Below are 24,124 nucleotides of genomic sequence, written 5' to 3' on the forward strand. Positions count from 1 at the left end.
CTTAAAATGCGTTCTGGATCCAGTTTGGCTGGTCATCCTCAAACGCGATTACATCGAATCGGCAGGCCTGACTGGCCTCGTTGATGGCATGTTGCGTTAAATAGTGGCGCGCTGCCAGCACGATCTTGTGCTGTTTGCGCGGGGTGACAGAGCTGGCGGCCCCGCCATGGCTGGCATGAGCGCGGTATCTGACCTCAACAAACACCAGGGTATTCCCCTGGCGCATGATGAGATCGATTTCGCCGCCGCGGCAGCGGTAGTTGCGAGTCACGGGTTGCAGGCCGCGAGCCTGCAACCAACGTTCCGCTACTTGCTCAAAGTGTTGTCCCTTGCTCGTCGGTGACGGAAACAGGTTTTGCCACTGCTGGCTCATCCGTGCCAATAGATCCTTCATTGGGGGCTCCCTCAAGCTGAGGTGCTGCACTGTCGCTGACCAGTGCACCATTCTGGTAGGTGGCCCAATCCAGTACCCGCACAATGTTGCCATTGGCATCCACGCTCAGCTGTCCGCTCATGCCTGGTTGCTGCATGGCATTGACCTTGCGCATCTGCTGCAGGTTTTCTGCCAGGCTGACGGCATCGTAGCCCAGTGCGAACAGGCGCATTAGGTCACCCTGGGTCTGCGGCCAGAGCAGTGCGATCTGCTCCCGTTGCTGCTCGTAGCCACCCAGCAGCAGCGGCATGTCTGAGATGTGCATACCATTGAGCTCGGAAGCGACCTCTGTGGTGGCGCTGTCGTAGCTGCGTGAGCTGCTGTAGATGGGCAGGCTGCCCATTGGATTGACCGAGATATCCACGTAGGGCTTGATCATCCGGGTCTCCAGGCTATTGGCGACCACGTAGACCACATCTATGCTGCGTGGCGCGGCTGCGGATAGTTGTACCACCTCCCCGGCCCGTGAGGTCGAGCGACCACTCAGAGCATTCTTGACCATGCCCTGCACTTCGTTACGAGCACCAAAGGTGGCCACGACAGGCTTGTCCTGACTCACTGTGGCCCATGCCTGCTCGAATGCCTTGATACTGCTGTAGCCAATTCGGCCCTGTGCAGCGATCAGCAGCGGTTTTCGGTAACCCTGACCGTAGAGATATTGCGCTGCCTGGGCTGCATCGGCAGCGGCAGAGAGCGAGAAGTAGAAGGTGCTGTCGTTGACGATAGGTTTGTCCAACTCGTTCAGCGCCAGCACGGGCACGGTCGGATTGGCCTTGAGCAGCTCCTCGACTCTGTCCTTGAGCAGCGGACCAATGATCATGTTGGCCCCTTCCTGGATGGCTTGCTTGTAGAGTTCGCCCATCGCCTTGGTCTGGGTGTCGTAGAAGTTCAGGGTAAATTGGCTCTGATTCTCCTTGTAAGACATCAACATACCGTTGCGAATGGCGGCGCCCTGCGGCTCGAGATTGCCCGAGAGCGGCAGGAACACGGCGATCTGCTGCAGCGCATTGATGTGGCTGGTGGCGAGATCCCCCAGACCGGCTGGCATGTCTTTCTGGGCCGGGTGGTCAGGGAAAGCCTGTTTCCATCCTGCCAGCTGACGGGCCAGCTGACTGGGCTGGGCACCGAACTCGTTAACCAGTGCCGCCAGTCGCAGCCAACCTGTGGTCACGTCAGGGGCCGGCGCCTCTTCCAGTGCCTGCAAGGTGGAGGGTGTCATGCTCTTCAGCAGAGACCAGATTTGCTGATGGTTGGTCGCCAGCTCATTCTGGGCCAGATAGGGCTCCATCAAGATCAGCGACTTGGCTGCACCAAACTTGTTGTTGATATCCAGCTGCAGAACTACCCGCTGGCGATACCAATTTTTCTGCGTATCCGCATCCAGCGGCACGTCCGGTTTGCCCTCCAGCAGGATCAGCGCCTGGTTGGCGTTGCCCTGGGCGAGCAACAGATGTGCCTGCAACAGTTGCAGCTGCGCTTTCTGCTCCGCGCTCTGGGCCTGCTTCTGTAGTTGCTGGTATAGCGCCGATGCCGGCTTGGCCTGGCCGAGTGCCAAGTAGCTGCGTGCCGCCATCACCTGCCAGGTAAAGGCTTCGGCAGGTTTGACAGGATCCACCTGTTCCAGATACCACTGGGCATTTTTGGTCAGATCCGAGAAGGCCGACGGCATACCTGGCTGCCCGGAAGGTTGATTGGGCCCCGACGCACAGGCGGCGAGCAGTGCTGCCGCGAGTATGATGCCGAAGAGTCGTGATACACTTAGCTGCTTTGTAACCCGGTTCAAGTTCATTCCCCGACCAGTGTTGAAGTTCCCCATAGTGTAAACGGGCCAATATGGCGACACAATTGTCGGGACACTCGGAGATCCCATGAGTGACATCCCAACCCTGTATATAGTCCCCACTCCGATCGGTAATCTGGCGGACATTACCCAGCGTGCATTGGACATTTTACGCAGTGTCGATCTGGTGGCTGCCGAGGATACGCGTCATACCGGTATCCTGCTGAGCCACTACCAAATCTCGGTACCCACCTTCGCGCTGCACGATCATAACGAGCAGCAGAAAGCCGATGTGCTGATCGGCCGGATCAAGGAAGGCAAGACCGTCGCCCTGGTCTCCGATGCGGGGACTCCGCTCATCAGCGACCCAGGCTACCACTTGGTCACCCGCTGTCGAGAAGCAGGCGTCAAGGTGGTACCACTGCCTGGTCCTTGTGCCGCCATCACGGCCCTGAGCGCAGCCGGTTTGCCGACCGACCGCTTCGCCTTCGAAGGATTTTTGCCCGCCAAAAGCAAAGGGCGTGATGACAGATTGCAGGCCGTGATCGAAGACACTCGCTCACTGGTATTTTATGAATCCCCACGTCGGGTGCAGGATACGGTAGAAGCGATTGCTCGCATTCTGGGCGAGCGTCAGGTGGTGGTGTGTCGCGAATTGACCAAGACCTTTGAATCCATCCATGGTCTGCCCGCTTCCGAGATGCTGACCTGGCTTGGTCAGGATGATAATCGCTGCCGTGGCGAGATAGTGTTGGTGGTCGCGGGAGCCAGCAAAACGGAAGAAGAGCTGCCTGCCGAGGCGATCCGTACCCTAGGGTTGCTGGTGACCGAGTTGCCACTGAAAAAAGCGGCGGCGCTCACCGCAGAAATCCATGGTGTGAAGAAAAATGCCCTCTACAAGTACGGATTAGAGCACTATTAATTGCTGTAAACGGGAATTGCCGGTTTACCCCACAGTGTCACGAGGCTATAATCCGCGCCTCGGAGTCGGCTGGGCAATCGCTGCTTCGTCGTTGTGTCCCTCGGGACAGACGGGCGGAGGGGAGGAAAGTCCGGGCTTCATAGGGCAGGGTGCCAGGTAACGCCTGGGGGGCGTGAGCCCACGACCAGTGCAACAGAGAGCAAACCGCCGATGGCCCGCAAGGGATCAGGTAAGGGTGAAAGGGTGCGGTAAGAGCGCACCGCGCGTCTGGTAACAGTTCGTGGCACGGTAAACTCCACCCGAAGCAAGACCAAATAGGCCCCTATTGGCGCGGCCCGCGTTGGGGGCGGGTAGGTTGCTTGAGCCAGCAAGCGATTGCTGGCCTAGAGGAATGATTGCTACCCGGGGCAACCCGGTACAGAACCCGGCTTACAGGCCGACTCCGACCTCTTCAAGGTATGCAAGTACCTTAAAATCCCGGCACCAACAGGTGCCGGGATTTTTATTTTTGGGTTGCCAGACTGTCTCGTGGCGCCTTTCAGGGTTTTGTAATAAAGTTCTCGCCCATTCTGGTCGCTCTATGTCGGCTGGACTATTTGTACCGATCACATGGCTGGCCTGATAGATGTCTCTGTGGCAGTAAGGCGAGATAAAAATGGCTAAGGTGGATTCTTAATGTCATCAAGCGGCGTAATGCTCACACCTTCTCGGTTGCTTTGTGCTGAGCGGGGCAAAACCCTTCCCCATTATGATCTTCTGGGGGGCGAACGAGCAGACCGGGAGCGACTCAAACAAGTAAATGCCCAGTTGGGGACCTTTTCCCAGCAGGCTGCCGGGTGCATGGCTCAGTTGTTTAATAGCGCTGACTGCGAGCTTGCTTATCAGGAGTTCATCGCCGTTGAATCCCCGGAACATGATGATGGCTTGATCTGGGTTGAGGCCCGTAGTCCGCTTGATACCCAACGGGTCGCTTATTTCTCCATATCCCCTTCAGTTATCTATCGTTTGGCTGTGCTTTTCTTCGGCGGCTCTTTACGCAATCAGGGAGAAACCGCCTCTCATAGCAAAGGATTGACGGATACCGAGCAACGCCTGGTGTTGCGTCTTTGCCAATATCAGGTCGACATCTGGTCTTCCTGCCTGGGGCTGGGTGATCTCGAGTGGCAATTGACTTTGATTACACGTGATGTACTCCCGGCGTCACGACTGTGGATGGCCGCTGCCACCCTGACGGTGGGGAGCTTTTCCCATGGTTGGCAGTTGTGGCTGGTTCCACCCGCTGAGAGTACAGGTCCTGCGGCAGGGCACACCTTGCAAGATGGCGCCTTGGAGCAGGCACTGACACACATTCCCACACGTTTGCGCGTGGTGATGGGGCAGTTGTCCATGACGCTGGCCGATCTGGAGTGTCTCAAGGTGGGCGATGTGCTTTCGCTGGATTTACCGGAAGTGATGCCAGCCCTGATTGGTAACCGTCCCTGCTTTAGTGGACGTATCGCTGAACATAAAGGCAGCCTGGTTTATCAGGTCGCGACGGTCGTAGAGGAATAATCGAATTATGAACGAGCACACTATGAATGACCCGCTGGATTTGGATGGGCTGGATCAACTGTTTGGTGATGATATCAGCATGCCGAGTGCGGCAGACTATATGGCTCCCACCAGTAGCAGCAAGCAGCGGGATCTCTCCTTCTTTCGCCAGATCCCGGTCAAGGTAACGCTGGAAGTGGCCAGTACCGAGGTCTCGCTGGGGGAATTGATGCGAGTAGAAGAAGGGGCTGTTATCGAGCTCGATAAATTGGCTGGTGAGCCGCTTGACGTCCGGGTAAATGGCCGCCTGCTGGCCAAGGGAGAAGTCGTTGTGGTCAATGGTAAATATGGTCTGCGTCTGGTGGATGTGATCGACACCAATCTGCTGGGTGGCATGGACGACTGATGCGCCACCTGCTGTTTGCTCTGCTGTTGTGTGCGCTGCCCAGTTGGGGGGCAGACATGACATTGTTCTCGGTTTTACCGGGGGCGGAAGGTGGGGAGGACTACAACATCAAGTTGCAGATCCTGTTCTTTATGACCCTTTTGGGACTCCTTCCGACGCTATTGCTCATGATGACCAGCTTTACCCGGATCATCATAGTGCTGGCGATTCTGCGCCAGGCGATGGGCTTGCAGCAGAGCCCTCCCAATCGTGTACTGATAGGCATCAGCTTGATATTGACGATAGTGATCATGCGCCCTGTGTGGACTGACATGTATCAGCATGCATTCATCCCTTACGACCAGAATGAAATTAGCCTGTCGGAGGGGATTGCTCGGGCTGAAAAGCCCTTGCGTCATTTTATGCTGGCGCAGACCCGCGAACCGGATCTGGAACAGATGCTGCGGATCTCCGGTGAGCCCACCTCCCTCACCAAGGCCGAGGTCCCGTTTGGGGTCTTGTTGCCTGCTTTTGTGCTGAGTGAACTGAATACGGCCTTCCAGATAGGATTTATGTTGTTTATCCCCTTTCTGGTGATAGATCTGGTCGTTGCCAGCGTACTGATGGCGATGGGGATGATGATGCTTTCGCCTCTGATCATCTCGTTACCATTCAAGCTGATGGTGTTCGTGCTGGTGGATGGCTGGTCCATGACGGTAGGTACCCTCGCAGCTAGCTTTGGTAGTGGAGGCTGACGTGACACCAGAGCAGAGTGTGGCGCTCATTGGTGGTGCCGTTAACCTGGTGGTGGTGATGGTTTCGGTACTGATTGTACCGAGCCTGATCGTCGGTCTGGTCGTCAGCGTGTTTCAGGCGGCTACCCAGATCCAGGAGCAAACACTCAGCTTCTTGCCACGTTTTCTGGTTACCTTGATGACGCTCATCTTCACCGGCAACTGGTTGCTCTCCCAAATCACGACCCTGTTCCACGATCTGTTTCTGAAGATACCCGGGCTTATTGGATGAATTCCCTGCTGTCTCTCAGTGCTGCCGACCTGACGGCTTGGCTGGGGCAGTGGTGGTGGCCATTCATCCGGATTGCCACCGCATTTTGGGTTATGCCGGTATTTGGTGATGGTCGGATCCCGCCACAAGTGCGTTTGCTCTTCGCCTTCATTGTCAGCCTGTTGATCGCTCCCATGTTAAAAGATATGCCAGTGGTCGATCCTTTCAGCACCGGCGCCCTGGTGCTGACTGTGGAGCAACTGTTGTTCGGGCTGCTGTTCGGACTCTGTGTCCAGATGTTGTTCATGATCATGACCATGGCTGGGCAGATCCTCTCCATGCAGATGGGCCTTGCGATGGCAGTGATGAATGATCCCAGCAACGGGGATTCTGCTCCTATCGTCAGCCAGCTGATGCTTATCTTCTGCTCACTGTTGTTTCTCGGGCTCAATGGTCATCTGGTCACTCTGGATGTGCTGGTACAGAGTTTGCGCAGTTGGCCACCTGGATCTTCGCTCGACTTGCTGGATATGAAGGGGGTCATAGGTTTGTTTGGCTGGTGTATCGGTGCCGCATTGATCCTGACCTTGCCAGCGGTGGTGGCCATGTTGATGGTCAACCTGACCTTCGGGGTCATGAACCGCACTGCGCCATCCCTGAACATCTTTTCGCTGGGTTTTCCCATGACCTTGTTGCTCGGGTTGGTGACCATGGCTATTTCCATCAGTGGAGTACCGGCCCGCTATCTTGACTTGGTGACGCATGTGCTGGAGCAACTCAGGGCTCTGACCCCGTTATGAGTCAGAATAGCGCCCAGGATAAAACTGAAGAGGCCTCTTCCCAGAAACTGCGCAAGGCGCGGGAAGAGGGACAGATAGCGCGCTCCAAGGAGCTGAGCTCCGCCGGGCTGTTGCTGCTGGGGGGCCTAGCTATGCAATGGATGGTGCCCAGCTTTGGCCACTTCTTTGCTGAGTTGATGAAACGTCCTCAACGCTTTGACTGGCAAGGTGCCCGTGATCCGCAAATGATGATTCACTGGACGGCTGAAGCCCTGCTCAGCATGTTGTGGGTGCTGCTACCTCTGTTCGGTTTTCTGGCGTTGTTGCTGGTACTGCTCAGCATAGTGCCAGGTGGCATGGTGCTGACTTGGAAGAAATTACTACCCAGCGCAGAGAAGCTCAATCCGCTCAAGGGGCTCAAGCGGATGTTCTCAACTCACAGCCTGATGGAACTGCTGAAGTCAGTGCTCAAAATCCTGCTGATTGGCTCAACGTTGGCACTGATGCTGCAACACCAATGGCCCTTGCTGATGATGATGAACCGCATGCCTCCCCAGGCCGCGATGGAGCAAGCGCTGCGGATCCTCTCTCAGGCATTTATTTTGCTTGGCAGTGTGCAGATGCTGATTGCAGTACTGGACGTGCCGTATCAGCGTTGGTCCTTGAGCAAGCAACTGCGAATGACCAAGCAAGAGGTCAAGGATGAGCACAAAAACAGTGAAGGGCGGCCTGAGATAAAGGCCAAGATCCGCCAGGTACAAGGGATGCTTGCCCGGGCTCGTATCGAACAGCGTGTACCACAGGCAGATGTGATTATCGTCAACCCGACCCACTATGCGGTGGCCATTAAATATGATCCGGAGCGGGCAAATGCCCCTTACGTGATTGCCAAAGGGGTTGACGGCATGGCGGAACGGATCCGCCAGGTCGCAAAGCAGCACGACAAAATGGTCATGAGTCTGCCGGATCTGACCCGGGCCATCTATTACTCCACCCGGGTCGACCAAGAAGTGCCTGCGGGTCTTTATACCGCAGTGGCTTATGTGCTGAACCATGTATTGCAGTTACGGGCCTATGCGGCAGGCAAGGGGAAAAAACCTACTCCTCTTGCCCCTTTGCATGTGCCGCCCGAGTTACGTCAACCTGAGAGGTAAGTTGTGAACTGGCGTGTATTGACCCAATCCTATACCGCGATCCCCATGCTGCTCCTGGCCATACTGGCCATGATGATCTTGCCTCTGCCCGGTTGGCTGCTGGATGCGTTGTTCACGTTCAACATAGTGTTGGCGGTTCTGGTACTGCTGGTTTCGGTCTCGGCCCGTCGCCCACTCGATTTCTCCGTCTTCCCCACAGTGTTGCTGGTGGCAACCCTGATGCGGTTGTCGCTCAACGTTGCCTCTACCCGCGTCGTCTTGTTGCATGGTCACGAGGGGCATGAGGCTGCCGGTAAGGTTATTCAGGCCTTCGGGGAAGTGGTCATCGGCGGTAACTATGTCGTCGGTCTGGTGGTCTTCGTGATCCTGATGATCATCAACTTCGTGGTGATCACCAAGGGTGGCGAGCGGATATCCGAGGTATCCGCTCGTTTCACCCTGGATGCTATGCCTGGTAAACAGATGGCGATCGATGCGGATCTCAATGCCGGCACCATGGATCAGCATCAGGCACGTGCGCGGCGGGAGGAGATAGCCAGGGAGGCTGATTTTTACGGTGCGATGGACGGCGCGTCCAAGTTCGTGCGAGGGGATGCCATCGCCGGCTTGTTGGTGTTGATCATCAACCTGCTCGGTGGTTTGGCGATCGGTATCTTCCAGCACTCGCTACCGGTTGCCGAGGCCTTCCAGAGTTATGCCCTGCTCACCATAGGTGACGGCCTGGTCGCCCAGATCCCTTCTTTGCTGATGTCTACCGCCGCCGCCATCATAGTGACTCGAGTCAGCGATGAAGGCGAGATGTCGGATCAGGTGGGTCAGCAGATCTTGGCATCGCCGCGGGTTATCTATACCGCCGCGGCCATCATGCTGATCCTGGGTCTGGTCCCTGGCATGCCTATGCTGGCTTTTCTCAGCTTTGCCGCAGTGCTGGCATGGGCAGGTTGGAGTGTCAGCAAGCGTCGGGTCAATGATCCTGACCTTGATGCAGCCCAGGAGCTGACACGCCAGATGGTGCAGTCCGAGCCACAGGGACTGGAGTGGCAGGACCTGCCTCCTGTCGATGCGGTCGCCATTGAGCTGGGCTATCGGCTGGTGCCCTTGGCAGAAGCGGACAAGGGGGCCGAACTGCTTGCCCGGGTAAGGGGTATTCGCAAGACCCTGTCCGAGCAATATGGCTTCCTGTTACCCGAGATCCGGGTGCGTGACAACTTGCAGTTACAACCCGATCAATACCGGATCAAGTTGTCCGGTGTGGCACTTGCGGCTGGTAACGTCGACTGTCAGCGACTGATGGCCATCAGCAGTGGAGATACGTATGGAGTCTTGGATGGTGAGCTGACCCAGGATCCCGCCTATGGTATGAATGCAGTCTGGATCTCGCCGGAGAACAAGGCCAAGGCCTTGAACCTAGGTTATTCCGTGGTCGATTCCGCGACAGTTATCGCCACTCATGCCAGCAAGCTGTTGAGAGAGCAGCTTGATTCTCTGTTTGGCCATGATGAGGTGGGCAAGTTGGGCCAATATCTGGCTACCCAGTCACCCCGTCTGGCAGAAGAACTTAATCTGGCGCTGACCCAGATGCAGCAACTGAGGGTTTTCCGACAATTGCTCAAGGAGCAGATAAGCCTCACCGATATTCGAACCATTGCTACCACCTTGCTGGATGCGAGCGAATTGACCAAGGATCCTGTCTTGTTGGCATCTGATGTCAGATGTGCCTTGAAACGCCAGATTGTCAGACAGGCAATAGGTTCGCGCGATATTTTGGCCGCGTTTACCCTGGATGACCGTTTGGAGCAGACTTTGTTGGCCGCCATGAACCAGTCCCAGCAGCAGGGCAAGATCCAGCTAGACAGCTTCCCGGTTGATCCTCAATTGCTGGCACAGTTGCAGCAAAATATGCCGTTGGTGAAAGAGCAGTTGCAACAGCAAGGCCATGCTCCGGTATTGGTTGTGATGCCGCAGCTCAGGCCCTTGATAGCACGATATGCTCGCTCCTTTTCAAAGGGTCTCAAAGTGCTCTCTTATAATGAAATTCCAGAAGATCTGAGGGTGGAGGTTATTGGAACATTAGGCTGAAGCTGAACTGCCATGTTTATGGGGTGACGGGAAGTTGATATTCCGCATATCTACTTGAATTGTCATTGGAAGCCGTTATGATGTGACTGTTTTTGACGCATAAAGTGTTAAAAATAAATAACAAATATAACAATTCACATGTGTTAGACAGCTATCACCGGATAGGTGGAGCTGTCTTGTCCCAATACGGACAGTCGCATGATAAAGGCAAACTGAACTGAAAAGTCAGGACGCAAAGCCTCCGGTCTAATAGCAGTAATGCTAATGATAGCGGGGTTACCAAGGCGATTGTTACCGCCTTGATACCACTCTCTGCATAAATGAGACGCCCATTAGAGGTGCCATTTCTAGCATGGTGCGCTTTTATTTTTGACACATCAGTTCTGTTGGTTGGTTGGTTTGTCAACAATCACGGGTTCGGGTTCATATGCTTTCGGATTTATCTATCAAGAAAAACTCAAGACCTATTGGTATTGAGAGCACTCCTCATTTGTTATTGATCAGACCTTCGTTATCAAATGGAAACGATATTGAGGGGATATTGTTGGCGCAGGGATACGCTGTCTCCTGCGTTGATTCGATCAAGAAGTCTAAATTAATTCTCGCCAATAACTCAGTTGCTCTGATCTTGCTCGATATGGATGTCATGACCGAGGCTGGTCCCCAATTAGTGCATGAATTCTGCGATGTCGACTGCGTCATTCTGGTGAATGAACAGCAGGCTTATCTCGCGGCAGAAGCCATGCGGGCAGGGGCTATTGACTATATAGTCAAACCATTTGGCTGCCAGCAAATGCTCGATGCGGTGAGGGGAGCGTTGCGCCTGCGCCAATCCATTCCCAATCTGATTGCGACCTCCGCCATGAGCCTGCAGGTGCTGCAACTTGCCCGTCGTGCAGCCAAGACGTCCGCCACCATCCTCATTGGTGGGGAATCGGGAACGGGCAAGGAGCGACTGGCTCGCTATATCCACGATATGTCCAATCGTGCTGGCAAGCCTTTTATCGCTATTAACTGCGCCGCTATTCCGGAATCCATGCTCGAGTCCATCTTGTTTGGCCATAACAAGGGGGCGTTCACTGGGGCGACAGGTACTCAACCGGGCAAATTTGAGCTGGCACAGGGGGGGACGCTGCTACTCGATGAAATTTCTGAGTTGCCGTTGTCGCTTCAGGCCAAACTGCTGCGTGTTTTGCAAGAGAAGGAAGTCGAGCGGCTCGGTAGTCACCAAACTATTACGCTGGATGTGCGGATTATCGCTGCCAGCAACAAGGATATACGGACTCTCGTTGCCATGGGCCATTTTCGGGAAGATCTGTTTTATCGCCTCGACGTGCTTCCCATGAGTTGGCCTGCGCTACGGGAGCGCCCGGATGACATACTGCCACTGGCCGAATATTTCATCGAGCGGCACGCACCTCAGCAAGGCTATCGTTTGAGTGAAAATGCCCGTAAGCAGCTGTTGGCGTATGGTTGGCCTGGTAATGTCCGGGAGCTGGATAATGTCATGCAACGTTCATTAATCATGGCTCGCGGATTGCATATTCAGGCAGTCGATTTGATGCTACCCAGTTACACCATTGAGTCAGACGATGCGTTACCGGAAGCGTTTTCCTCCCCGGAAGGACTGAGTGAGACGCGTCGGTATGCAGAATTTCAATTTGTACTAGAGACCCTGCGCCGCTTTCGCGGCCATCGGACCCGCACAGCAGAGGCCCTTGGAATGACGACCAGGGCATTGAGATACAAGCTGGCGGCCATGCGTGAGCAGGGCATAGATATTGAGCAGCAGATTCAAAACTAAAGGGATAACCGAGTGAAGATTGAAATGATGTCATCACAGGTGACGCTCCTGCAGCAGATGCAGGAGATGCAGCGAGTCGCCAACCAAGCCCCTTCCATCGAATTAAATGATGCATCGAATGTGTCATTCACCGATGCCATGCGCGATGTCGTCGGTCGAGTCAACGAGCAGCAGAACATAGCCTCAAAACTGATGACGGCCGTCGATGCGGGTCAGAGCGATGATCTGGTTGGTGCCATGGTGGCCAGCCAAAAAGCGGGCCTCAGCTTTTCAGCCCTGATGCAGGTACGAAACAAGCTGATGACCGGTTTTGACGACATTATGCGTATGCCACTCTGAGGTAAGTGATGACTGAACTGGTAACGTCCCCACAAGGGGCTTCGGATTCCTTCAGAACACGAGTCCAGGAAGGCTTGCGCAATTGGCGTAGTCTTTCTCGCGACAATAAATCCATTCTGACTATCGCGCTGTTAGCGGCCATTGTGGCGGGTACGATCGTCGTGATCCTGTGGACTTCCAGCAAGAATTACATGCCTCTATATGGAAAACAGGAGCTTTACGATACTGCCAACATCATGGAGATGTTGGAGAAAGAACAAGTGCCATTCCGTCTGGAAAAAAGCTCGGGTCAAATCTTGGTTCCCGAGAGCCAACTTGCCCATGTGCGCATGGCGCTGGCGGCCAGAGGTGTCAGGGCCGCCATGCCTTCTGGTCTGGAAGGGCTGGATACTGTCACCGGCCTTGGTACCAGCGAGTTTATGGAGGGTGCTCGCTATCGGCATGCTCTTGAAGGGGAACTGGCGAGAACCATTATTTCGCTTGATGCGGTACGTAGCGCTCGCGTTCATCTGGCGATCCCGAAGCGAACCCTCTTTGTTGGTCGTGATGAAGAAAAACCCAGTGCCTCTGTGATGATGGATCTGCAGCCGGGTCAGACAATGGAACCTGGGCAGGTAGAGGCAATCGCCAATTTGGTGGCCGGCAGCATCTCGGGCATGAAGCCGGGCGCTGTGACAATCGTAGATCAGGCGGGTCAGCTGCTCAGCGCCGAGCTGGGTGACAAGGCTGGTTTCGGCAAGCAAAGCGTGCAGCAGATGGAGTATGTGCGCAAGCTTGAGCAATACATCCGCCAGCGTGCCAGCGACATGCTCTATCCCATGCTGGGTACGGGCAATTTCAGAGTACAGATTGCTGCCGATGTAAACTTCAATGCAGTAGAAGAGACCCAGCAGCAGCTGGATCCGCAAGGGGTGGTTACCAAAGAGTCCACCAAGTCGGATAAAACCATAGACGCACTGGCACTTGGGATTCCTGGTGCCTTGTCGAATCGCCCACCTGAGACTACCCCCAAGAATGAGCAACCCGCTCAGAATCAGGCAGAAGCAAACACGGATACCCAGAAAAATGACTCTCGTACCGAGCGGCAAGAGGTCAGCAAACAGTATGAAAACAGCCGGACCATAGTACATACCCGCTATCAACAGGGCCGGCTGGAGAAGATGAATGTATCCATTTTGCTAAATCAGCAAAGTGCGCCCAAGGATGGCTGGAGTGCAGAACAACTGGAGCAAATCCGTCAGATGGTGGAGCGCTCGGTCGGATTTGATAACGCGCGGGGCGATCAGATCAGCCTGCAAGTCTTCGACTTTACCGGTGCTGTGCCGATTGTTCCTCCTGAATCGGGTTGGTGGGAAACACCTTATTGGCAAGACTCATTACGTTATCTGGTCGGTGGCCTGCTTGGCCTGACGTTGGTGTTCTTCGGGATTCGTCCATTGGTGAAGCATTTGGTGCGTACCCAGCAGTTGCCTGATGAGGAACCAACCGAAGAGCAGGACGAACCGCAAGAACCAACTGTGGGTCTCTCCATGCGGCGTGATGACGATGCCGCCCTGACGGCACCGATGATGAATAATGGTCTGATCCGTGCAGATAATCAGATGGAACCCCAGTTCTCCTCCTTGAATCTGGAGGCATTGCCAGAGCCGGGTTCCGAACTGGAAGTACAGCTTCAGCATCTGCAGTTGCTGGTTGAGAAGGACACCGCTCGGGTAGCTGAAGTGGTCAGATCATGGGTGAGTGGCAATGAACAACGTTAATCTGAACCAAAATGCCGTCGATATCGACATCGATAATCTGGAAAAAGCAGCGATTTTGCTGTTGAGCATGGGCACAGAGGCGGCAGCCAAGGTCATGCAGAAACTCTCCCGTGACGAAGTGCAGCGACTCATCTCCAAGATGGCGGGTCTGTCTGGCGTCACCTCGATGGAGGCAAAGTGGACTTTGCAGCAGTTCTTCAATCAGTACCGTGAGCAGAGCGGGATTGGCAGCGCTTCCCGGGAGTATCTGGAACAGACGCTGGATCTCGCACTGGGACAGCGGCTATCCCGCAGCCTGCTTGACAGTCTGTATGGCGATGTGATGAGCCAGGATATCCAGCGTTTGCAATGGGTTCCTGCCGATGTGCTGGCCCGCTTCTTCCGTAATGAACATCCGCAAATGCAGGCAGTTCTGCTGGCGTTCTTGCCACCTCAAACTGCATCCGCCGTACTGGATGCTCTGCCTGGCTCTGTCCACGACGATCTATTGGTGCGGGTTGCCAGCCTGAATAGTGTCAGTGAACACGTGTTGGGTGAGCTACGCCTGACCTTGGACCGCTGCCTAGCCTATGTGGCGGATCAGTCCGGAGCCAAGGTAAATGGCGTACGACAGGTTGCCGACATCTTGAACCGTTATCAGGGCGATAAGGAGCAGATGCTCTCCCTGTTACGGGAGCACGATGGCGACATGGCGCTGGAAATCGAGAAGAACATGTTCGATTTCATGGCGTTGCGTCGTCAATCTGATGAAACTCTACAGCGTCTGGTACAGGAACTGCCCAGCGATCTGTTGGCGTTGGCGCTGAAAAATACCGAAGCCAGCTTCCGCAAAGTGGTGTTGGGGGCCATGCCGAAACGAATGGCCCAGGCTCTGGATGTTCAAATCCAGGGGCAGGGCAGCGTTTCCTTGCGCAAGGTTGAGCAGGCTAGGGAAGAGGTCATGCAACTTGTCCGCGAATTGGTGGAGCAGGGTGAAGTTGAATTCCAGCTGTTCGAAGAGCCTACCGTCAATTAACAGGAGGCGTTCATGAGTCACAATGTCCGCAAGTTGGCGACGGGCGCCACTCGTCTTTACCGTTTTCCTTCGTTGGGGCAAAGCGGAGAAGAGGCGCAGAGTCAGCAGGAGCAGTTCGAATTCGGCTATCAACAGGGTTTGGAGCAAGGCCATGATGAAGGGTATCAGACTGGCTATCAGCAAGGGTTGACCAGTGGTCTCGTTGAAGGGGAAGCCAGGGGGCTGCAGCAGGGGCAAACTCGGGGTTTTTCACAGGGACTGGCCGAAGGGCGTGCCTCGTTCGATCAGGCGCTGGTTCCCTTTGCCAAGCTGCAGGCGCAATGGGAGTCCTTGACCAGTTCTCGTATGCAGGAACAAAAAGAGCTGGTTGCCCAGCTGGTGACACAGGTTGCGAAACGAGTGATCCAGGCTGAATTTACCCTCAATCCCCAGCAGGTACTCAATCAGGTGGAGCAAGCCTTGGCGAGTCTGCCAGCTGCATCAGAAGAGCTGGTGATTTATCTCAGTGAGGGAGATCGCCAGCGTTTGGCTGAGCAAGGCGTTACCCGTTGTGAGGGATGGCCATTGCAGGTGGATAGCGCACTGAGTGTGGGTGATGCCCGTATAGAGACGCGGGCTGCGGTAATCGAGGTCAATACAGGCGAGCGCCTCGCCTCTTGTATCGAGCAGCTAAACAGTACGCTGGAATTGCCACAGGATGCATGAAGCACTGCAACAGGCGCTCACTTCAGCGCTGGACAGTTTTGAGGATGTTCCCAGTTTCCGCCGTTATGGCCGGCTGGTTCGAGTCACAGGTTTGACGCTGGAGGTGGTTGGCTGTCAGCTGGTGATGGGCCAGCGTTGCCGAGTTGATACGGCAACAGGGACACCACTGCTGGCCGAAGTAGTCGGGTTCAACCGGGATATTTCCTACCTGATGCCGTTGCAACCCATGAGTGGCCTCTATGCCGGTGCACGTGTGCTTCCCATTGATGGTGAAGAGACAATACAGGTCGGTGAGCATCTCTTGGGACGTGTGGTCGATGGTCTGTTGCAACCCCTGGATGGCCGTCCGTTACGAGATGAAGGTGAGCGTGTTGCTCTGTTCGCCTCACCTCCCAATCCGCTGCTGCGCACGCCAGTGCGCGAGCCGCTTGATGTGGGCATACGTGCCATCAATGGTCTGTTGACGGTCGGCAAGGGACAGCGCCTGGGCCTGTTTGCGGGTTCCGGAGTTGGCAAAAGTATGCTGTTGGGCATGATGACCCGTAATACGACCGCGCAGATAGTGGTGGTGGGACTGATTGGTGAGCGAGGGCGGGAGGTGCGCGAATTTATCGAGCACAGCCTGGGCTCGGAAGGGTTGGCACGCGCTGTCGTCGTGGCGGCCCCTGCGGATCAATCTCCGCTGATGCGTCTGCGTGCGGCACAATTGTGTCACCGTATCGCCGAGTACTTCCGTGAGCAGGGGCGGGATGTGTTGTTGCTTATGGACTCCTTGACCCGTTATGCGCAGGCTCAGCGCGAAATTGCGCTGGCAATAGGGGAGGCGCCTGCTACCCGTGGCTACCCACCGTCAGTGTTCAGCATGCTGACCCAGCTGGTTGAGCGAGCGGGTAATGGCATACACCAGGACGGTTCTCTGAGCGCTTTCTACACAGTCTTGGCAGAAGGGGATGACCAGCAGGATCCAGTGGTGGATGCGGCCCGCGCCATTCTTGATGGCCATATTGTTCTGACTCGCCGCTTGGCGGAGGAGGGACATTACCCTGCTATCGATATAGGTTCCTCCGTGAGCCGAGTCATGCCACAGGTTGTCCCGGCCGAATGGCAGACGCTGGCGGTGACACTGCGGCAGTTGTGGGGGCGTTATCAACAGGTGCGTGAGCTGCTGCCATTGGGCGGTTATCAGCCAGGAGCTGACCCCCAGATGGATGAGGCGGTACAGCGTTACCCTGCCATCGCAGCCTTCCTGCAACAGGGTATCCATGAGGAGACGCCTTTTGTCCAGGTGATGACAGGGCTGAAGCAAGTGCTCGGAAAGTCTTAAGGATCCGCCATGTTGAAATCCTATCTTGGTTTGCAGCAGGATGCGTTGGAGGTGATGGGCAAGGAGCGCCAACGTCTGCGAGAAGAGGCCATGCGAGAAGAGAAGAGGGCACTGAGGTTGCAAGATGTGATCAGCTCTCTGAGTACCGGTTCGGCAACATTTCATCCCCTGCTGTGGCAGAACAAGCAGCAGATGGAGGGGCAGTTGCGCCATCTGCTGGTTCACCAAGTACAGCAGTCTGCCTTGGCCAGATTGGATTTGGAGCACCACGAAGGTCAGGTACTCAAGCAATTTGGTCGGGTCAAAGGATTGGAACTGTTGCTGGATAAGCGTAACTTGGCCCAGCGTCAGCAGCAGGAATCACGGGAACAGCGACAGCTGGATGAGTTATCCAGTCTGCGTCATCGCGTGCTGAGAGAAGGATAAGAATTAGTCTGGGAAGCTTTCCAGTTTGCCATAGGGTTGTTCTTGTCCCAATAGCGTATTGATTGTCTCGATCTGCCCGGCCAGCAGGCGACCATTGAGTTCATTCTGGCGCAAGCATTGCTGAAGCAGCTGCTCAAGCTGTTGCCATTGGCTGGCAACGTTTTTTTGCAAATTGACTGGCAGTTTTGCGATCAGTGTCGCCATCCCTTTTTCGTCCGGTTTCAATCCCAACGCGAGCAGATGTTGACAGCGTTGTTGTGCCTGCTGCTGAACTGCTGCCATCAGCTGGGTTTGCCGCTGATTGTGTTCAGCCAGCCCGTTGACATCATGAGCGGCCAGCAGGCTGTGTTGGCGTAGCAGCTGTTGTTGCAGCTCGGTGTAGCGACCACAATCTTGCTGGACACCGATGATCAACTGCTTGACCCGCAGCTTGGGATCCATGCTCATCGACGATGCATATCCAGGATGGCTTGGCTCAGCGCATCCATATCGAGTTCGAGCTTTCCGTCGCTGATGGCTTGGCGGATCTGGTTCACCTTCTCCATATCCACATCCGATGTCGTTGCAAGCTGCGCCCTTGCTTGGTTTACAAACTGCGCAGTGGTGCTTATCTGGGCATCAGCCTGGCTGGCGCGTGCTTGTGGCTGTGTGGTCGTAGACTCCGGCTTTCGTTGCAACTGGGTTTGAACATAGAGCGGGTCGGTGCGTGTGATTTTCATAACGTCAATTCCTGATGGTCTATCTCTGACAAGCGACCCAAGGCCAGCCTAACTTAAATCGAACCAGCTCTTTGGGTTAAAAACGGGTTTCGACTTCACCTTTCTCAATCACCCAGGCCTGAATCTCTTTGCCTGAGCTGATATTTCTTACCTTAATGCCGTCACCAATGGCGCCGTTTGCCAATGCTTTGCCGCGGGTGGTTGCGGAAAAACCGTCGAGGCCGGCTCTGATCAGTACTCCCTCCCCTTCCCGAACGGCCCAAGCCTTTTGTAAATCCAGTTCACCAATCAACTGACCCATCCTGAGATTCCGAGTGCTCTTGCTCCCCACAAGAGATTCGGAGCTTGGAACAAAGCCGCGTTGCAATCGACTGATATCAAGAGATTTCTCGACGAGATCTCCGGCACGAATGGCTTGGCCTTTCTGGATCTCTTGTGCCGTCACCCACACTGGCAACATGAGCGTCACTTCGACACGAGCCCTTAGTTGCCATGCGGGTTCCGTGCATTCAGCCAGATAGGGACGCCGCCCCCAGGGTTGCCGATATTGACCTCCTGCTTGTAGACGAATGGCTTGCCTACAGGGTGGCAAATGGGTCACCGCTGGGGAGATCCAGACTTGGTAGTCGGCCTCAGGTGCTGACCAGCCTTGTTGCTGCAAATAGCTATTCAGCGCGTCACTGGCATCCTCTTTCAGTCGGGTCTCTAAATACCGTGACAAGTCAGTTGGTACGGCTTGCAGCGGGTATGACAGCATCAGCAGGCCCAGTAGGCCAATACGCTTCCATACAGGAAACAATACTTCCCCTTTTATCAGTGTCATCAGCCACTGTTGATGCTGTAACCAGCGGGAATAAAGGATATTCATCATTGGCATGAGTCTTGATAAAGGATGCACTGGTCTGACAGATTCATAGAAGGATGAAGCATGAGTATCTCATTTGACAGCGCTCTTGGTGTACACCCTTATGCCCTGGATGTGCGGGCGGATAGGGCACGCATTCTGGCAGGGAACTTGGCCAATGTGGATACCCCTGGCTATCTGGCCCGAGATGTCGATTATAAGACGATCTTGGGGCGTGTCGCGCAGCAAGTTGCGACGGGAGATGCGAGTGCCGCCATCAGTCAGGGCATCATGGCCAATGATATGCAACATCCTCTATACCGTATTCCCTATCAGGTTTCCATGGATGGCAATACCGCCGAACTCAGTGTTGAACAAAGCAAGTTTGCCAATAATGCTACCGACTTTCAGACCAGTCTCACCTTCCTGAATATGAAAATTACCGGGATCGCCAAAGCGATCGAGGGCCGTTAATCATGTCGTTTAATCGAATCTATGACATCGCAGGCAGTGCCATGCGTGCACAAACCGTACGTCTGGATACGGTGGCCTCCAATCTGGCAAACGTGGACAGTGCAGCGGGCAGTGAAGATGCCGCGTTTCGTGCCATCAAGCCGGTGTTCTCCACGCTGTATCAACGCATACAGGATGCTGATTCGCTAGGGGCAGCTCAGGTACAGATCGCCGGAATCGTGCAGTCTGATCGCCAGGTGGATAAACGCCTGGAGCCGACCAATCCCTTGGCCGATCAGGATGGCTTCGTCTACTACTCCAACGTCAATGCAGTTGAAGAGATGGCCGACATGATGAGCGCCTCGCGCGGTTTTGAAACCTCGGTCGAAGTGATCAATCGTATCAATAGCATGCAGCAAGGTCTGCTGCGCTTGGGCCAGGGAGTATAAGTCATGAGCCTGCCTCAGGTGAGTAGCCTGGATACTGCACGTAGCACCAGTCAGCGTGTTGCTACACCCGATATCGCCCCCAACAGTGCGGCTGCAGGCCAGAACCCCCAGGGTGGCATGCAATTGCGCAACGAATTCTTGCAGATGATGGTTGCCCAGATCCAGAACCAGGACCCGACCAATCCACTGGATGGTGCCCAGTACGTCACCCAACTGGCGCAGTTCAGCATGGTGGAAGGGGTTGAGAGCCTCAAAGTCCTGCAGCAGAAGTCGATCAATATGATGGACACCCAGCAGGTATTGCAGAGTACGGATCTGATCGACAAGGAAGTAATGGTTCCCAGCAAGACGCTGACCCAGAGCGCCGAAAAGGGGATTCGTGGGCAGATTGAGCTGGCCGGCGCTGCGGATCAAGTTGAGCTTAAGGTGTATGACGAACATGGGACCCTGGTTGCGACCAAGAATTGGGGTGATAGCAAGGCTGGGGGGCTCGATTATGAATTGCCTCCCTTGCCTGCCGGTGAATACAGCTTCGAGGTAAAAGCCTCTCTCGATGGTGTGGTGACCACATCCAAGAATTTTGTGGCCAGCAAGGTCGAGCGTGTCACCTTGCCCGGCACGGGTGAGATCATGTTACAGGTGGCTGGAGTGGGTGATGTGCCTCTCTTCAGTGCCATCCAGTTTGGTAAGTCGGCGTAATCAGATAGGAGCGAAATTGTGTCTTTCAGTATCGGATTGAGCGGCCTGCGCGCCGTGAACCAGGAATTGAGTGTTATCAGTAACAACGTGGCTAACGCCAGCACGGCTGGTTTCAAGTCGAGCCGTGCCGAGTTTGCCGCCATCTATGGTGGCGGGCAGGCTGGTGGTGTCGAGATGAACAACGTTTCCCAGAATTTTGACCGCAATGGCGATGTGATGCGTACCGGTAAAGGATTGGATCTGGCCATCTCTGGTAGTGGTTTTTTTGTGCTGAAAGATAGCAATGGCCAGACTTCCTACACCCGTGCGGGTATGTTTCAACGGGATGCCAGCAACTATTTGACCACAGCCAATGGCACTCGTCTGCAAGGATATACCACCAATGATGCAGGTGAGCTGCAATCCGGCGTGGTTGGCGATATTCAGGTCAAGGCAGGCAGCTTGCCAGCCAAGGCATCTGACCAGCTGGAGTTCGTCGCCAATCTCAAGGCAGATGCCAGTGTCATTGATCAGGCCGCCCATCCCTTTGATCCTGCCAAATCAGACAGTTTCAGCTATTCACAATCCAGCAAGGTTTATGATTCGCTGGGGGTTGAACACACAGTCTCTCAGTATTTTGTCAAAACCGGTGAGAACACATGGAATGTGTATGGGACTTTTGATGGTCAGCTTCTAAATAAAGATGGGTCTCTGGCACCAACACCTGCGCCAACACCAGAAGCCATTACAACACTAAAGTTCAAGTCCAACGGCATGCTGGAGTCGCCTACCGTTATGCCCAAGCTGGCGTTGGCCGCGCCAGGAGCAGATGATATTACTCTCACCGTCGATGTCGCACGTGTCAGCCAGTATGCCTCCGACTTCAACGCAACCCGCAACCAATCCAATGGGTATGCTGCCGGAGATCTGACCGGGGTCAAGGTAGATACCGATGGTGGCGTGTATGCCACCTTCACCAATGGTCAGAGTTTGCTGCAAGGGCAGGTGGTGATGGCCAATTTCACCAACCCGAATGGCTTGATGCAAACCAACAACACCACTTGGCAACAATCCTTCAGCTCAGGTCAGCCAGTGTTGGGAGCGCCAGGAACCGGGACCATGGGCTCACTTACCGCGGGGGCTTATGAAAGCTCCAACGTGGACTTGACCGGTGAGCTGGTCAGCCTGATGACTTCCCAGCGTAACTATCAGGCCAACGCCAAAACCATCAGCTCAGCTGACAAGATGACTCAGGTTCTCTTCAACTCCTTCTAAGGCTTGATGCGTGGAAAAGCTTATCTATACCGCCATGTCGGGGGCGCAACATACCCTGATGGCCCAGCAGATTCGGGCGAATAACCTGGCTAACGTCAATACCGCCGGTTTTCGGGCCGATTTTGAGCGGGTCTCAGCCTATGCACTGACCGGTGATGGTTATCCAAGCCGGGTCATGGCGCGCGAAGAGATGGCCGGCACGGATTTTAAGGCGGGCGCTCTGATGCAAACGGGTCGCAAACTGGATGTGGCTGTACGTGGTGAAGGTTTTATCACAGTGCAAACTGCCGATGGCAAAGAAGCCTATACCCGGGCAGGTAACCTGGAAGTGGATGCTGAAGGGCTATTGACTCTCAATGGCCGCCCTGTGCTGGGAGATGGTGGGGAAATGGTACTGCCTGCCTATCGTGATTTGAGCTTCGGCAAGGATGGCTCCCTGAGTATCACGCCACCGGGTGGTGGTGCCCGATTGGATGTGGGTCGCCTCAAGCTGGTCAACCCGGATCCGGTTGAACTGGTAAAAGGTCCAGATGGACTCTTCCGCTTGCGCCAAGGGGGGGATGCCGAGACCAGTGAGCAGGTGGTACTGGCCTCAGGTTTTCTTGAAGGAGCCAATGTCAATGCGGTCGATGAGCTGATCAGCAGTATGTCATTGACCCGCAATTTCGAGCTTCAGGTCAAGTTGATGAAAACCGCAGATGATCAGGCCCGGCAGGGGGCCAGACTTATTTCCGGTCAGGGCTAGCAAAGAGATGCGTGGCGAGCTTGCAGCTTGGTAGCGCACCAACGAATCAGGTGGAGAAGCAAAAATGCATGCAGCACTTTGGGTGAGTAAAACGGGTCTGTCGGCACAAGATGCCAAGATGGCCAGCATTTCCAACAACTTGGCCAACGTGAATACGGTTGGCTTCAAGCGCGATCGCGTGGCCTTTGAAGACTTGTTCTATCAGGTACAACGCCAGCCGGGCGCTCAGCAGGATCAGCAAAACCTGTCACCCATTGGCATTCAGATGGGTAATGGTGTGCGTGTGGTCGGCACACAGAAAGTGTTTACCCCTGGGCAGTTTCAGAATACCAATCAGGAATTGGATATGGCGGTTGTCGGTGCCGGTTTCTTTGGTGTCGAACGTCCTGATGGAGAAACGGCCTATACCCGTAATGGTCAGTGGCACCGCAATGCCGAAGGTTTGCTGGTGAATTCGGATGGGCTGCCCATGTTGCCGCAGATCCAGATCCCCGACAATGCGACCAAGGTTTCCATCGGTACTGATGGGACCGTGAGTGCGACGCTGCCAGGCCAGCAAGAAAACGTGGAGCTGGGGCGTATTACCTTGACCAATTTCACGAATCCCGCTGGGTTGGAAGCTCTGGGGGGCAACCTTTACCGTGCGACTGGTGCATCAGGTGAAGCCATTGAAGGGGTGCCGGGTGAGGAGGCGATGGGCGCCATCAAGCAGTTCACGTTGGAAAGTTCCAACGTCAACGTGGTGGAGGAGATGGTTGACATGATCACTACTCAACGCGCCTATGAGATGAATGCCAAGGTAGTCTCCGCCGCAGATCAGATGCTCAAGTTTGTCACTCAGGCACTGTGATGATGAAGGCGATGTGGCGTTATCTTTGGGTGGTATTGCTGCTGGGTGGCTGTGCCACTTATGAGCTCAAGGCCCCTGAGCCTGGTGACGAAAAGTGGGCTCCTTCTCGACCCAAGCTATCCGTCTCTGCTCGGGGAGAAGACGGTAGCCTCTATCGTGGCGACTACATGATGACTCTGTTTCAGGATCGTCGAGCCTATCGTATCGGCGATATTCTGACCGTGGTGCTGGAAGAGCGTACTCAGTCGAGCAAGAAAGCAAACACCAGCATGAGCAAGAACAGCAGCATGAACGTGCCTGCGCCCTCGATTGGTGGAAAACTGCGTTCCGACTGGGGCGCGAGCTTGAGTGCTGATCGTGACTTCGATGGTGGCGCTACTTCCAGCCAGCAAAACACGCTAGCCGGTTCCATTACGGTAACTGTTGCCGAAGTGATGCCAAATGGGGTGCTGGGGATCAGGGGCGAAAAGTGGATCCGTCTTAATCAAGGAGACGAATATATTCGTCTGGGTGGCATGGTGAGGGTGGAAGATATCGATCAGAGCAACCGCATTTCTTCCCAGCGCATTGCTGATGCCCGCATTACCTATGCTGGGCGGGGCGCACTTGCCGACAGTAATCAGATGGGGTGGCTGGGGCGTTTCTTTAGTTCCGCATTCGCACCTTTTTGA

General features: G+C 55.0%; 27 protein-coding genes, 1 other RNA gene and 1 riboswitch. Of the genes, 23 read left to right on the forward strand and 5 right to left on the reverse strand.

Features of this window, described 5'->3' with window-relative positions; translation table 11 throughout:
• Window position 1: 1 nt before the first annotated feature.
• Together GWQ27_RS16535 and GWQ27_RS16540 are read right to left on the reverse strand one after the other, a co-directional pair.
• Window positions 2–394, reverse strand: coding sequence for a YraN family protein (locus GWQ27_RS16535; protein WP_131731516.1), 393 nt, complete (start codon window positions 392–394; stop codon window positions 2–4).
• The gene (locus GWQ27_RS16540) at window positions 315–2,102 is read right to left on the reverse strand and encodes a penicillin-binding protein activator (protein WP_275907803.1); all 1,788 of its coding nucleotides are present in this window, start codon (window positions 2,100–2,102) and stop codon (window positions 315–317) included. Before GWQ27_RS16540 ends, GWQ27_RS16535 begins: the two co-directional genes overlap by 80 nt.
• Window positions 2,103–2,301: 199 nt before the next feature.
• On the opposite strand from GWQ27_RS16540, the gene rsmI reads away from it, so the two are divergent.
• From rsmI to lfiJ, 16 genes are all read left to right on the forward strand, one after another.
• Window positions 2,302–3,135, forward strand: coding sequence for a 16S rRNA (cytidine(1402)-2'-O)-methyltransferase (rsmI, locus tag GWQ27_RS16545; protein WP_005314319.1), 834 nt, complete (start codon window positions 2,302–2,304; stop codon window positions 3,133–3,135).
• A gap of 61 nt (window positions 3,136–3,196) precedes the next feature.
• Window positions 3,197–3,583, forward strand: an RNA gene (gene rnpB, locus GWQ27_RS16550) — RNase P RNA component class A.
• Between the two features lie 227 nt (window positions 3,584–3,810).
• Window positions 3,811–4,686, forward strand: a complete 876-nt coding sequence (gene lfiM / locus GWQ27_RS16555) for a lateral flagellar motor switch protein LfiM (protein WP_212539586.1) — start codon at window positions 3,811–3,813, stop codon at window positions 4,684–4,686.
• Window positions 4,687–4,693: 7 nt separating this feature from the next.
• A complete protein-coding gene (lfiN, locus tag GWQ27_RS16560) occupies window positions 4,694–5,071 on the forward strand; it encodes a lateral flagellar motor switch protein LfiN (protein WP_042867894.1) in 378 nt (125 codons plus the stop codon).
• Window positions 5,071–5,805 (forward strand): flagellar type III secretion system pore protein FliP, encoded by a 735-nt coding sequence (gene fliP / locus GWQ27_RS16565; RefSeq protein ID WP_275907804.1) that lies wholly within the window; start codon window positions 5,071–5,073, stop codon window positions 5,803–5,805. Before lfiN ends, fliP begins: the two co-directional genes overlap by 1 nt.
• Window position 5,806: 1 nt before the next feature.
• Window positions 5,807–6,076 (forward strand): lateral flagellar biosynthetic protein LfiQ, encoded by a 270-nt coding sequence (lfiQ, locus tag GWQ27_RS16570; protein WP_005314303.1) that lies wholly within the window; start codon window positions 5,807–5,809, stop codon window positions 6,074–6,076.
• Window positions 6,073–6,855, forward strand: a complete 783-nt coding sequence (lfiR, locus tag GWQ27_RS16575) for a lateral flagellar biosynthetic protein LfiR (RefSeq protein WP_275907805.1) — start codon at window positions 6,073–6,075, stop codon at window positions 6,853–6,855. The genes lfiQ and lfiR overlap by 4 nt, the downstream gene beginning before the upstream one ends.
• Window positions 6,852–7,988: a flagellar biosynthesis protein FlhB gene (gene flhB / locus GWQ27_RS16580; RefSeq protein ID WP_059112788.1), complete on the forward strand. Its 1,137-nt coding sequence runs from the start codon at window positions 6,852–6,854 to the stop codon at window positions 7,986–7,988. The genes lfiR and flhB overlap by 4 nt, the downstream gene beginning before the upstream one ends.
• Window positions 7,989–7,991: 3 nt before the next feature.
• On the forward strand, window positions 7,992–10,067 hold the full coding sequence (gene lfhA / locus GWQ27_RS16585; RefSeq protein ID WP_275907806.1) for a lateral flagellar biosynthesis protein LfhA: 2,076 nt from the start codon (window positions 7,992–7,994) through the stop codon (window positions 10,065–10,067).
• 196 nt (window positions 10,068–10,263) lie between these two features.
• Window positions 10,264–10,351, forward strand: a riboswitch (cyclic di-GMP riboswitch).
• A gap of 143 nt (window positions 10,352–10,494) precedes the next feature.
• Window positions 10,495–11,871 (forward strand): lateral flagellar response regulator transcription factor LafK, encoded by a 1,377-nt coding sequence (gene lafK, locus GWQ27_RS16590; RefSeq protein ID WP_275907807.1) that lies wholly within the window; start codon window positions 10,495–10,497, stop codon window positions 11,869–11,871.
• Window positions 11,872–11,883: 12 nt separating this feature from the next.
• Entirely contained in the window at window positions 11,884–12,210 is a 327-nt protein-coding gene (gene lfiE, locus GWQ27_RS16595) for a lateral flagellar hook-basal body complex protein LfiE (protein WP_005314292.1), read from the forward strand.
• 17 nt (window positions 12,211–12,227) lie between these two features.
• Window positions 12,228–13,970 (forward strand): lateral flagellar M-ring protein FliFL, encoded by a 1,743-nt coding sequence (gene fliFL, locus GWQ27_RS16600; RefSeq protein WP_275907824.1) that lies wholly within the window; start codon window positions 12,228–12,230, stop codon window positions 13,968–13,970.
• Complete coding sequence (gene fliGL / locus GWQ27_RS16605) at window positions 13,957–14,985, forward strand: lateral flagellar motor switch protein FliGL (protein WP_125608544.1); 1,029 nt, start codon at window positions 13,957–13,959, stop codon at window positions 14,983–14,985. The genes fliFL and fliGL overlap by 14 nt, the downstream gene beginning before the upstream one ends.
• A 12-nt stretch (window positions 14,986–14,997) precedes the next feature.
• Window positions 14,998–15,690: a lateral flagellar assembly protein FliH gene (gene lfiH / locus GWQ27_RS16610; protein WP_275907808.1), complete on the forward strand. Its 693-nt coding sequence runs from the start codon at window positions 14,998–15,000 to the stop codon at window positions 15,688–15,690.
• Window positions 15,683–17,014: a lateral flagellar FliI-like assembly ATPase LfiI gene (gene lfiI / locus GWQ27_RS16615; protein WP_275907809.1), complete on the forward strand. Its 1,332-nt coding sequence runs from the start codon at window positions 15,683–15,685 to the stop codon at window positions 17,012–17,014. The genes lfiH and lfiI overlap by 8 nt, the downstream gene beginning before the upstream one ends.
• A 9-nt stretch (window positions 17,015–17,023) precedes the next feature.
• A complete protein-coding gene (gene lfiJ, locus GWQ27_RS16620) occupies window positions 17,024–17,440 on the forward strand; it encodes a lateral flagellar protein LfiJ (RefSeq protein ID WP_212539594.1) in 417 nt (138 codons plus the stop codon).
• Window positions 17,441–17,443: 3 nt separating this feature from the next.
• Here lfiJ and lfgN read toward each other — a convergent pair whose 3' ends face one another.
• The 3 genes from lfgN to lfgA form a co-directional block, all read right to left on the reverse strand.
• Window positions 17,444–17,887: a lateral flagellar protein LfgN gene (gene lfgN, locus GWQ27_RS16625; protein ID WP_275907810.1), complete on the reverse strand. Its 444-nt coding sequence runs from the start codon at window positions 17,885–17,887 to the stop codon at window positions 17,444–17,446.
• On the reverse strand, window positions 17,884–18,159 hold the full coding sequence (flgM, locus tag GWQ27_RS16630) for a flagellar biosynthesis anti-sigma factor FlgM (protein ID WP_212539596.1): 276 nt from the start codon (window positions 18,157–18,159) through the stop codon (window positions 17,884–17,886). The genes lfgN and flgM overlap by 4 nt, the downstream gene beginning before the upstream one ends.
• 76 nt (window positions 18,160–18,235) lie before the next feature.
• Window positions 18,236–19,030, reverse strand: coding sequence for a lateral flagellar basal body P-ring formation protein LfgA (lfgA, locus tag GWQ27_RS16635; RefSeq protein WP_275907811.1), 795 nt, complete (start codon window positions 19,028–19,030; stop codon window positions 18,236–18,238).
• Between the two features lie 57 nt (window positions 19,031–19,087).
• Here lfgA and lfgB point away from each other — a divergent pair, with 57 nt between their 5' ends.
• The 7 genes from lfgB to flgH all read left to right on the forward strand — a co-directional run bounded on the left by lfgB (window position 19,088) and on the right by flgH (window position 24,124).
• On the forward strand, window positions 19,088–19,477 hold the full coding sequence (gene lfgB / locus GWQ27_RS16640) for a lateral flagellar basal body rod protein LfgB (RefSeq protein WP_155602502.1): 390 nt from the start codon (window positions 19,088–19,090) through the stop codon (window positions 19,475–19,477).
• A gap of 2 nt (window positions 19,478–19,479) precedes the next feature.
• Window positions 19,480–19,905: a lateral flagellar basal body rod protein FlgCL gene (flgCL, locus tag GWQ27_RS16645; RefSeq protein ID WP_155602501.1), complete on the forward strand. Its 426-nt coding sequence runs from the start codon at window positions 19,480–19,482 to the stop codon at window positions 19,903–19,905.
• Window positions 19,906–19,908: 3 nt separating this feature from the next.
• Window positions 19,909–20,604: a flagellar hook capping FlgD N-terminal domain-containing protein gene (locus GWQ27_RS16650; protein ID WP_275907812.1), complete on the forward strand. Its 696-nt coding sequence runs from the start codon at window positions 19,909–19,911 to the stop codon at window positions 20,602–20,604.
• An 18-nt stretch (window positions 20,605–20,622) separates the two neighbouring features.
• Window positions 20,623–21,858, forward strand: coding sequence for a lateral flagellar hook protein FlgEL (gene flgEL, locus GWQ27_RS16655; RefSeq protein WP_275907813.1), 1,236 nt, complete (start codon window positions 20,623–20,625; stop codon window positions 21,856–21,858).
• 10 nt (window positions 21,859–21,868) lie between these two features.
• A complete protein-coding gene (lfgF, locus tag GWQ27_RS16660) occupies window positions 21,869–22,603 on the forward strand; it encodes a lateral flagellar basal-body rod protein LfgF (RefSeq protein ID WP_042867935.1) in 735 nt (244 codons plus the stop codon).
• Between the two features lie 64 nt (window positions 22,604–22,667).
• Window positions 22,668–23,453, forward strand: a complete 786-nt coding sequence (lfgG, locus tag GWQ27_RS16665; protein ID WP_005314259.1) for a lateral flagellar basal-body rod protein LfgG — start codon at window positions 22,668–22,670, stop codon at window positions 23,451–23,453.
• Window positions 23,453–24,124, forward strand: coding sequence for a flagellar basal body L-ring protein FlgH (flgH, locus tag GWQ27_RS16670; RefSeq protein ID WP_131731526.1), 672 nt, complete (start codon window positions 23,453–23,455; stop codon window positions 24,122–24,124). Before lfgG ends, flgH begins: the two co-directional genes overlap by 1 nt.

It is taken from the genome of Aeromonas sp. 5HA1, assembly GCF_029237245.1.
GTDB lineage: Bacteria > Pseudomonadota > Gammaproteobacteria > Enterobacterales > Aeromonadaceae > Aeromonas > Aeromonas salmonicida.

What these genes read in the sequence shown, in the direction of transcription:
- flhB (WP_059112788.1), top strand. Translation starts at nt 6,852, where the DNA reads ATGAGTCAGAATAGCGCCCAGGATAAAACTGAAGAGGCCTCTTCCCAG.
- fliP (WP_275907804.1), top strand. Translation starts at nt 5,071, where the DNA reads ATGCGCCACCTGCTGTTTGCTCTGCTGTTGTGTGCGCTGCCCAGTTGG.
- flgH (WP_131731526.1), top strand. Translation starts at nt 23,453, where the DNA reads ATGATGAAGGCGATGTGGCGTTATCTTTGGGTGGTATTGCTGCTGGGT.
- lfgG (WP_005314259.1), top strand. Translation starts at nt 22,668, where the DNA reads ATGCATGCAGCACTTTGGGTGAGTAAAACGGGTCTGTCGGCACAAGAT.
- GWQ27_RS16650 (WP_275907812.1), top strand. Translation starts at nt 19,909, where the DNA reads ATGAGCCTGCCTCAGGTGAGTAGCCTGGATACTGCACGTAGCACCAGT.
- flgCL (WP_155602501.1), top strand. Translation starts at nt 19,480, where the DNA reads ATGTCGTTTAATCGAATCTATGACATCGCAGGCAGTGCCATGCGTGCA.
- flgM (WP_212539596.1), bottom strand. Translation starts at nt 18,159, where the DNA reads ATGAAAATCACACGCACCGACCCGCTCTATGTTCAAACCCAGTTGCAA.
- lfiI (WP_275907809.1), top strand. Translation starts at nt 15,683, where the DNA reads ATGCATGAAGCACTGCAACAGGCGCTCACTTCAGCGCTGGACAGTTTT.
- rsmI (WP_005314319.1), top strand. Translation starts at nt 2,302, where the DNA reads ATGAGTGACATCCCAACCCTGTATATAGTCCCCACTCCGATCGGTAAT.
- lfiN (WP_042867894.1), top strand. Translation starts at nt 4,694, where the DNA reads ATGAACGAGCACACTATGAATGACCCGCTGGATTTGGATGGGCTGGAT.
- lfiH (WP_275907808.1), top strand. Translation starts at nt 14,998, where the DNA reads ATGAGTCACAATGTCCGCAAGTTGGCGACGGGCGCCACTCGTCTTTAC.
- lfiJ (WP_212539594.1), top strand. Translation starts at nt 17,024, where the DNA reads ATGTTGAAATCCTATCTTGGTTTGCAGCAGGATGCGTTGGAGGTGATG.
- GWQ27_RS16535 (WP_131731516.1), bottom strand. Translation starts at nt 394, where the DNA reads ATGAAGGATCTATTGGCACGGATGAGCCAGCAGTGGCAAAACCTGTTT.
- lafK (WP_275907807.1), top strand. Translation starts at nt 10,495, where the DNA reads ATGCTTTCGGATTTATCTATCAAGAAAAACTCAAGACCTATTGGTATT.
- lfgN (WP_275907810.1), bottom strand. Translation starts at nt 17,887, where the DNA reads ATGAGCATGGATCCCAAGCTGCGGGTCAAGCAGTTGATCATCGGTGTC.
- GWQ27_RS16540 (WP_275907803.1), bottom strand. Translation starts at nt 2,102, where the DNA reads ATGCCGTCGGCCTTCTCGGATCTGACCAAAAATGCCCAGTGGTATCTG.
- lfgB (WP_155602502.1), top strand. Translation starts at nt 19,088, where the DNA reads ATGAGTATCTCATTTGACAGCGCTCTTGGTGTACACCCTTATGCCCTG.
- fliGL (WP_125608544.1), top strand. Translation starts at nt 13,957, where the DNA reads ATGAACAACGTTAATCTGAACCAAAATGCCGTCGATATCGACATCGAT.
- lfgA (WP_275907811.1), bottom strand. Translation starts at nt 19,030, where the DNA reads ATGATGAATATCCTTTATTCCCGCTGGTTACAGCATCAACAGTGGCTG.
- lfiM (WP_212539586.1), top strand. Translation starts at nt 3,811, where the DNA reads ATGTCATCAAGCGGCGTAATGCTCACACCTTCTCGGTTGCTTTGTGCT.
- lfiR (WP_275907805.1), top strand. Translation starts at nt 6,073, where the DNA reads ATGAATTCCCTGCTGTCTCTCAGTGCTGCCGACCTGACGGCTTGGCTG.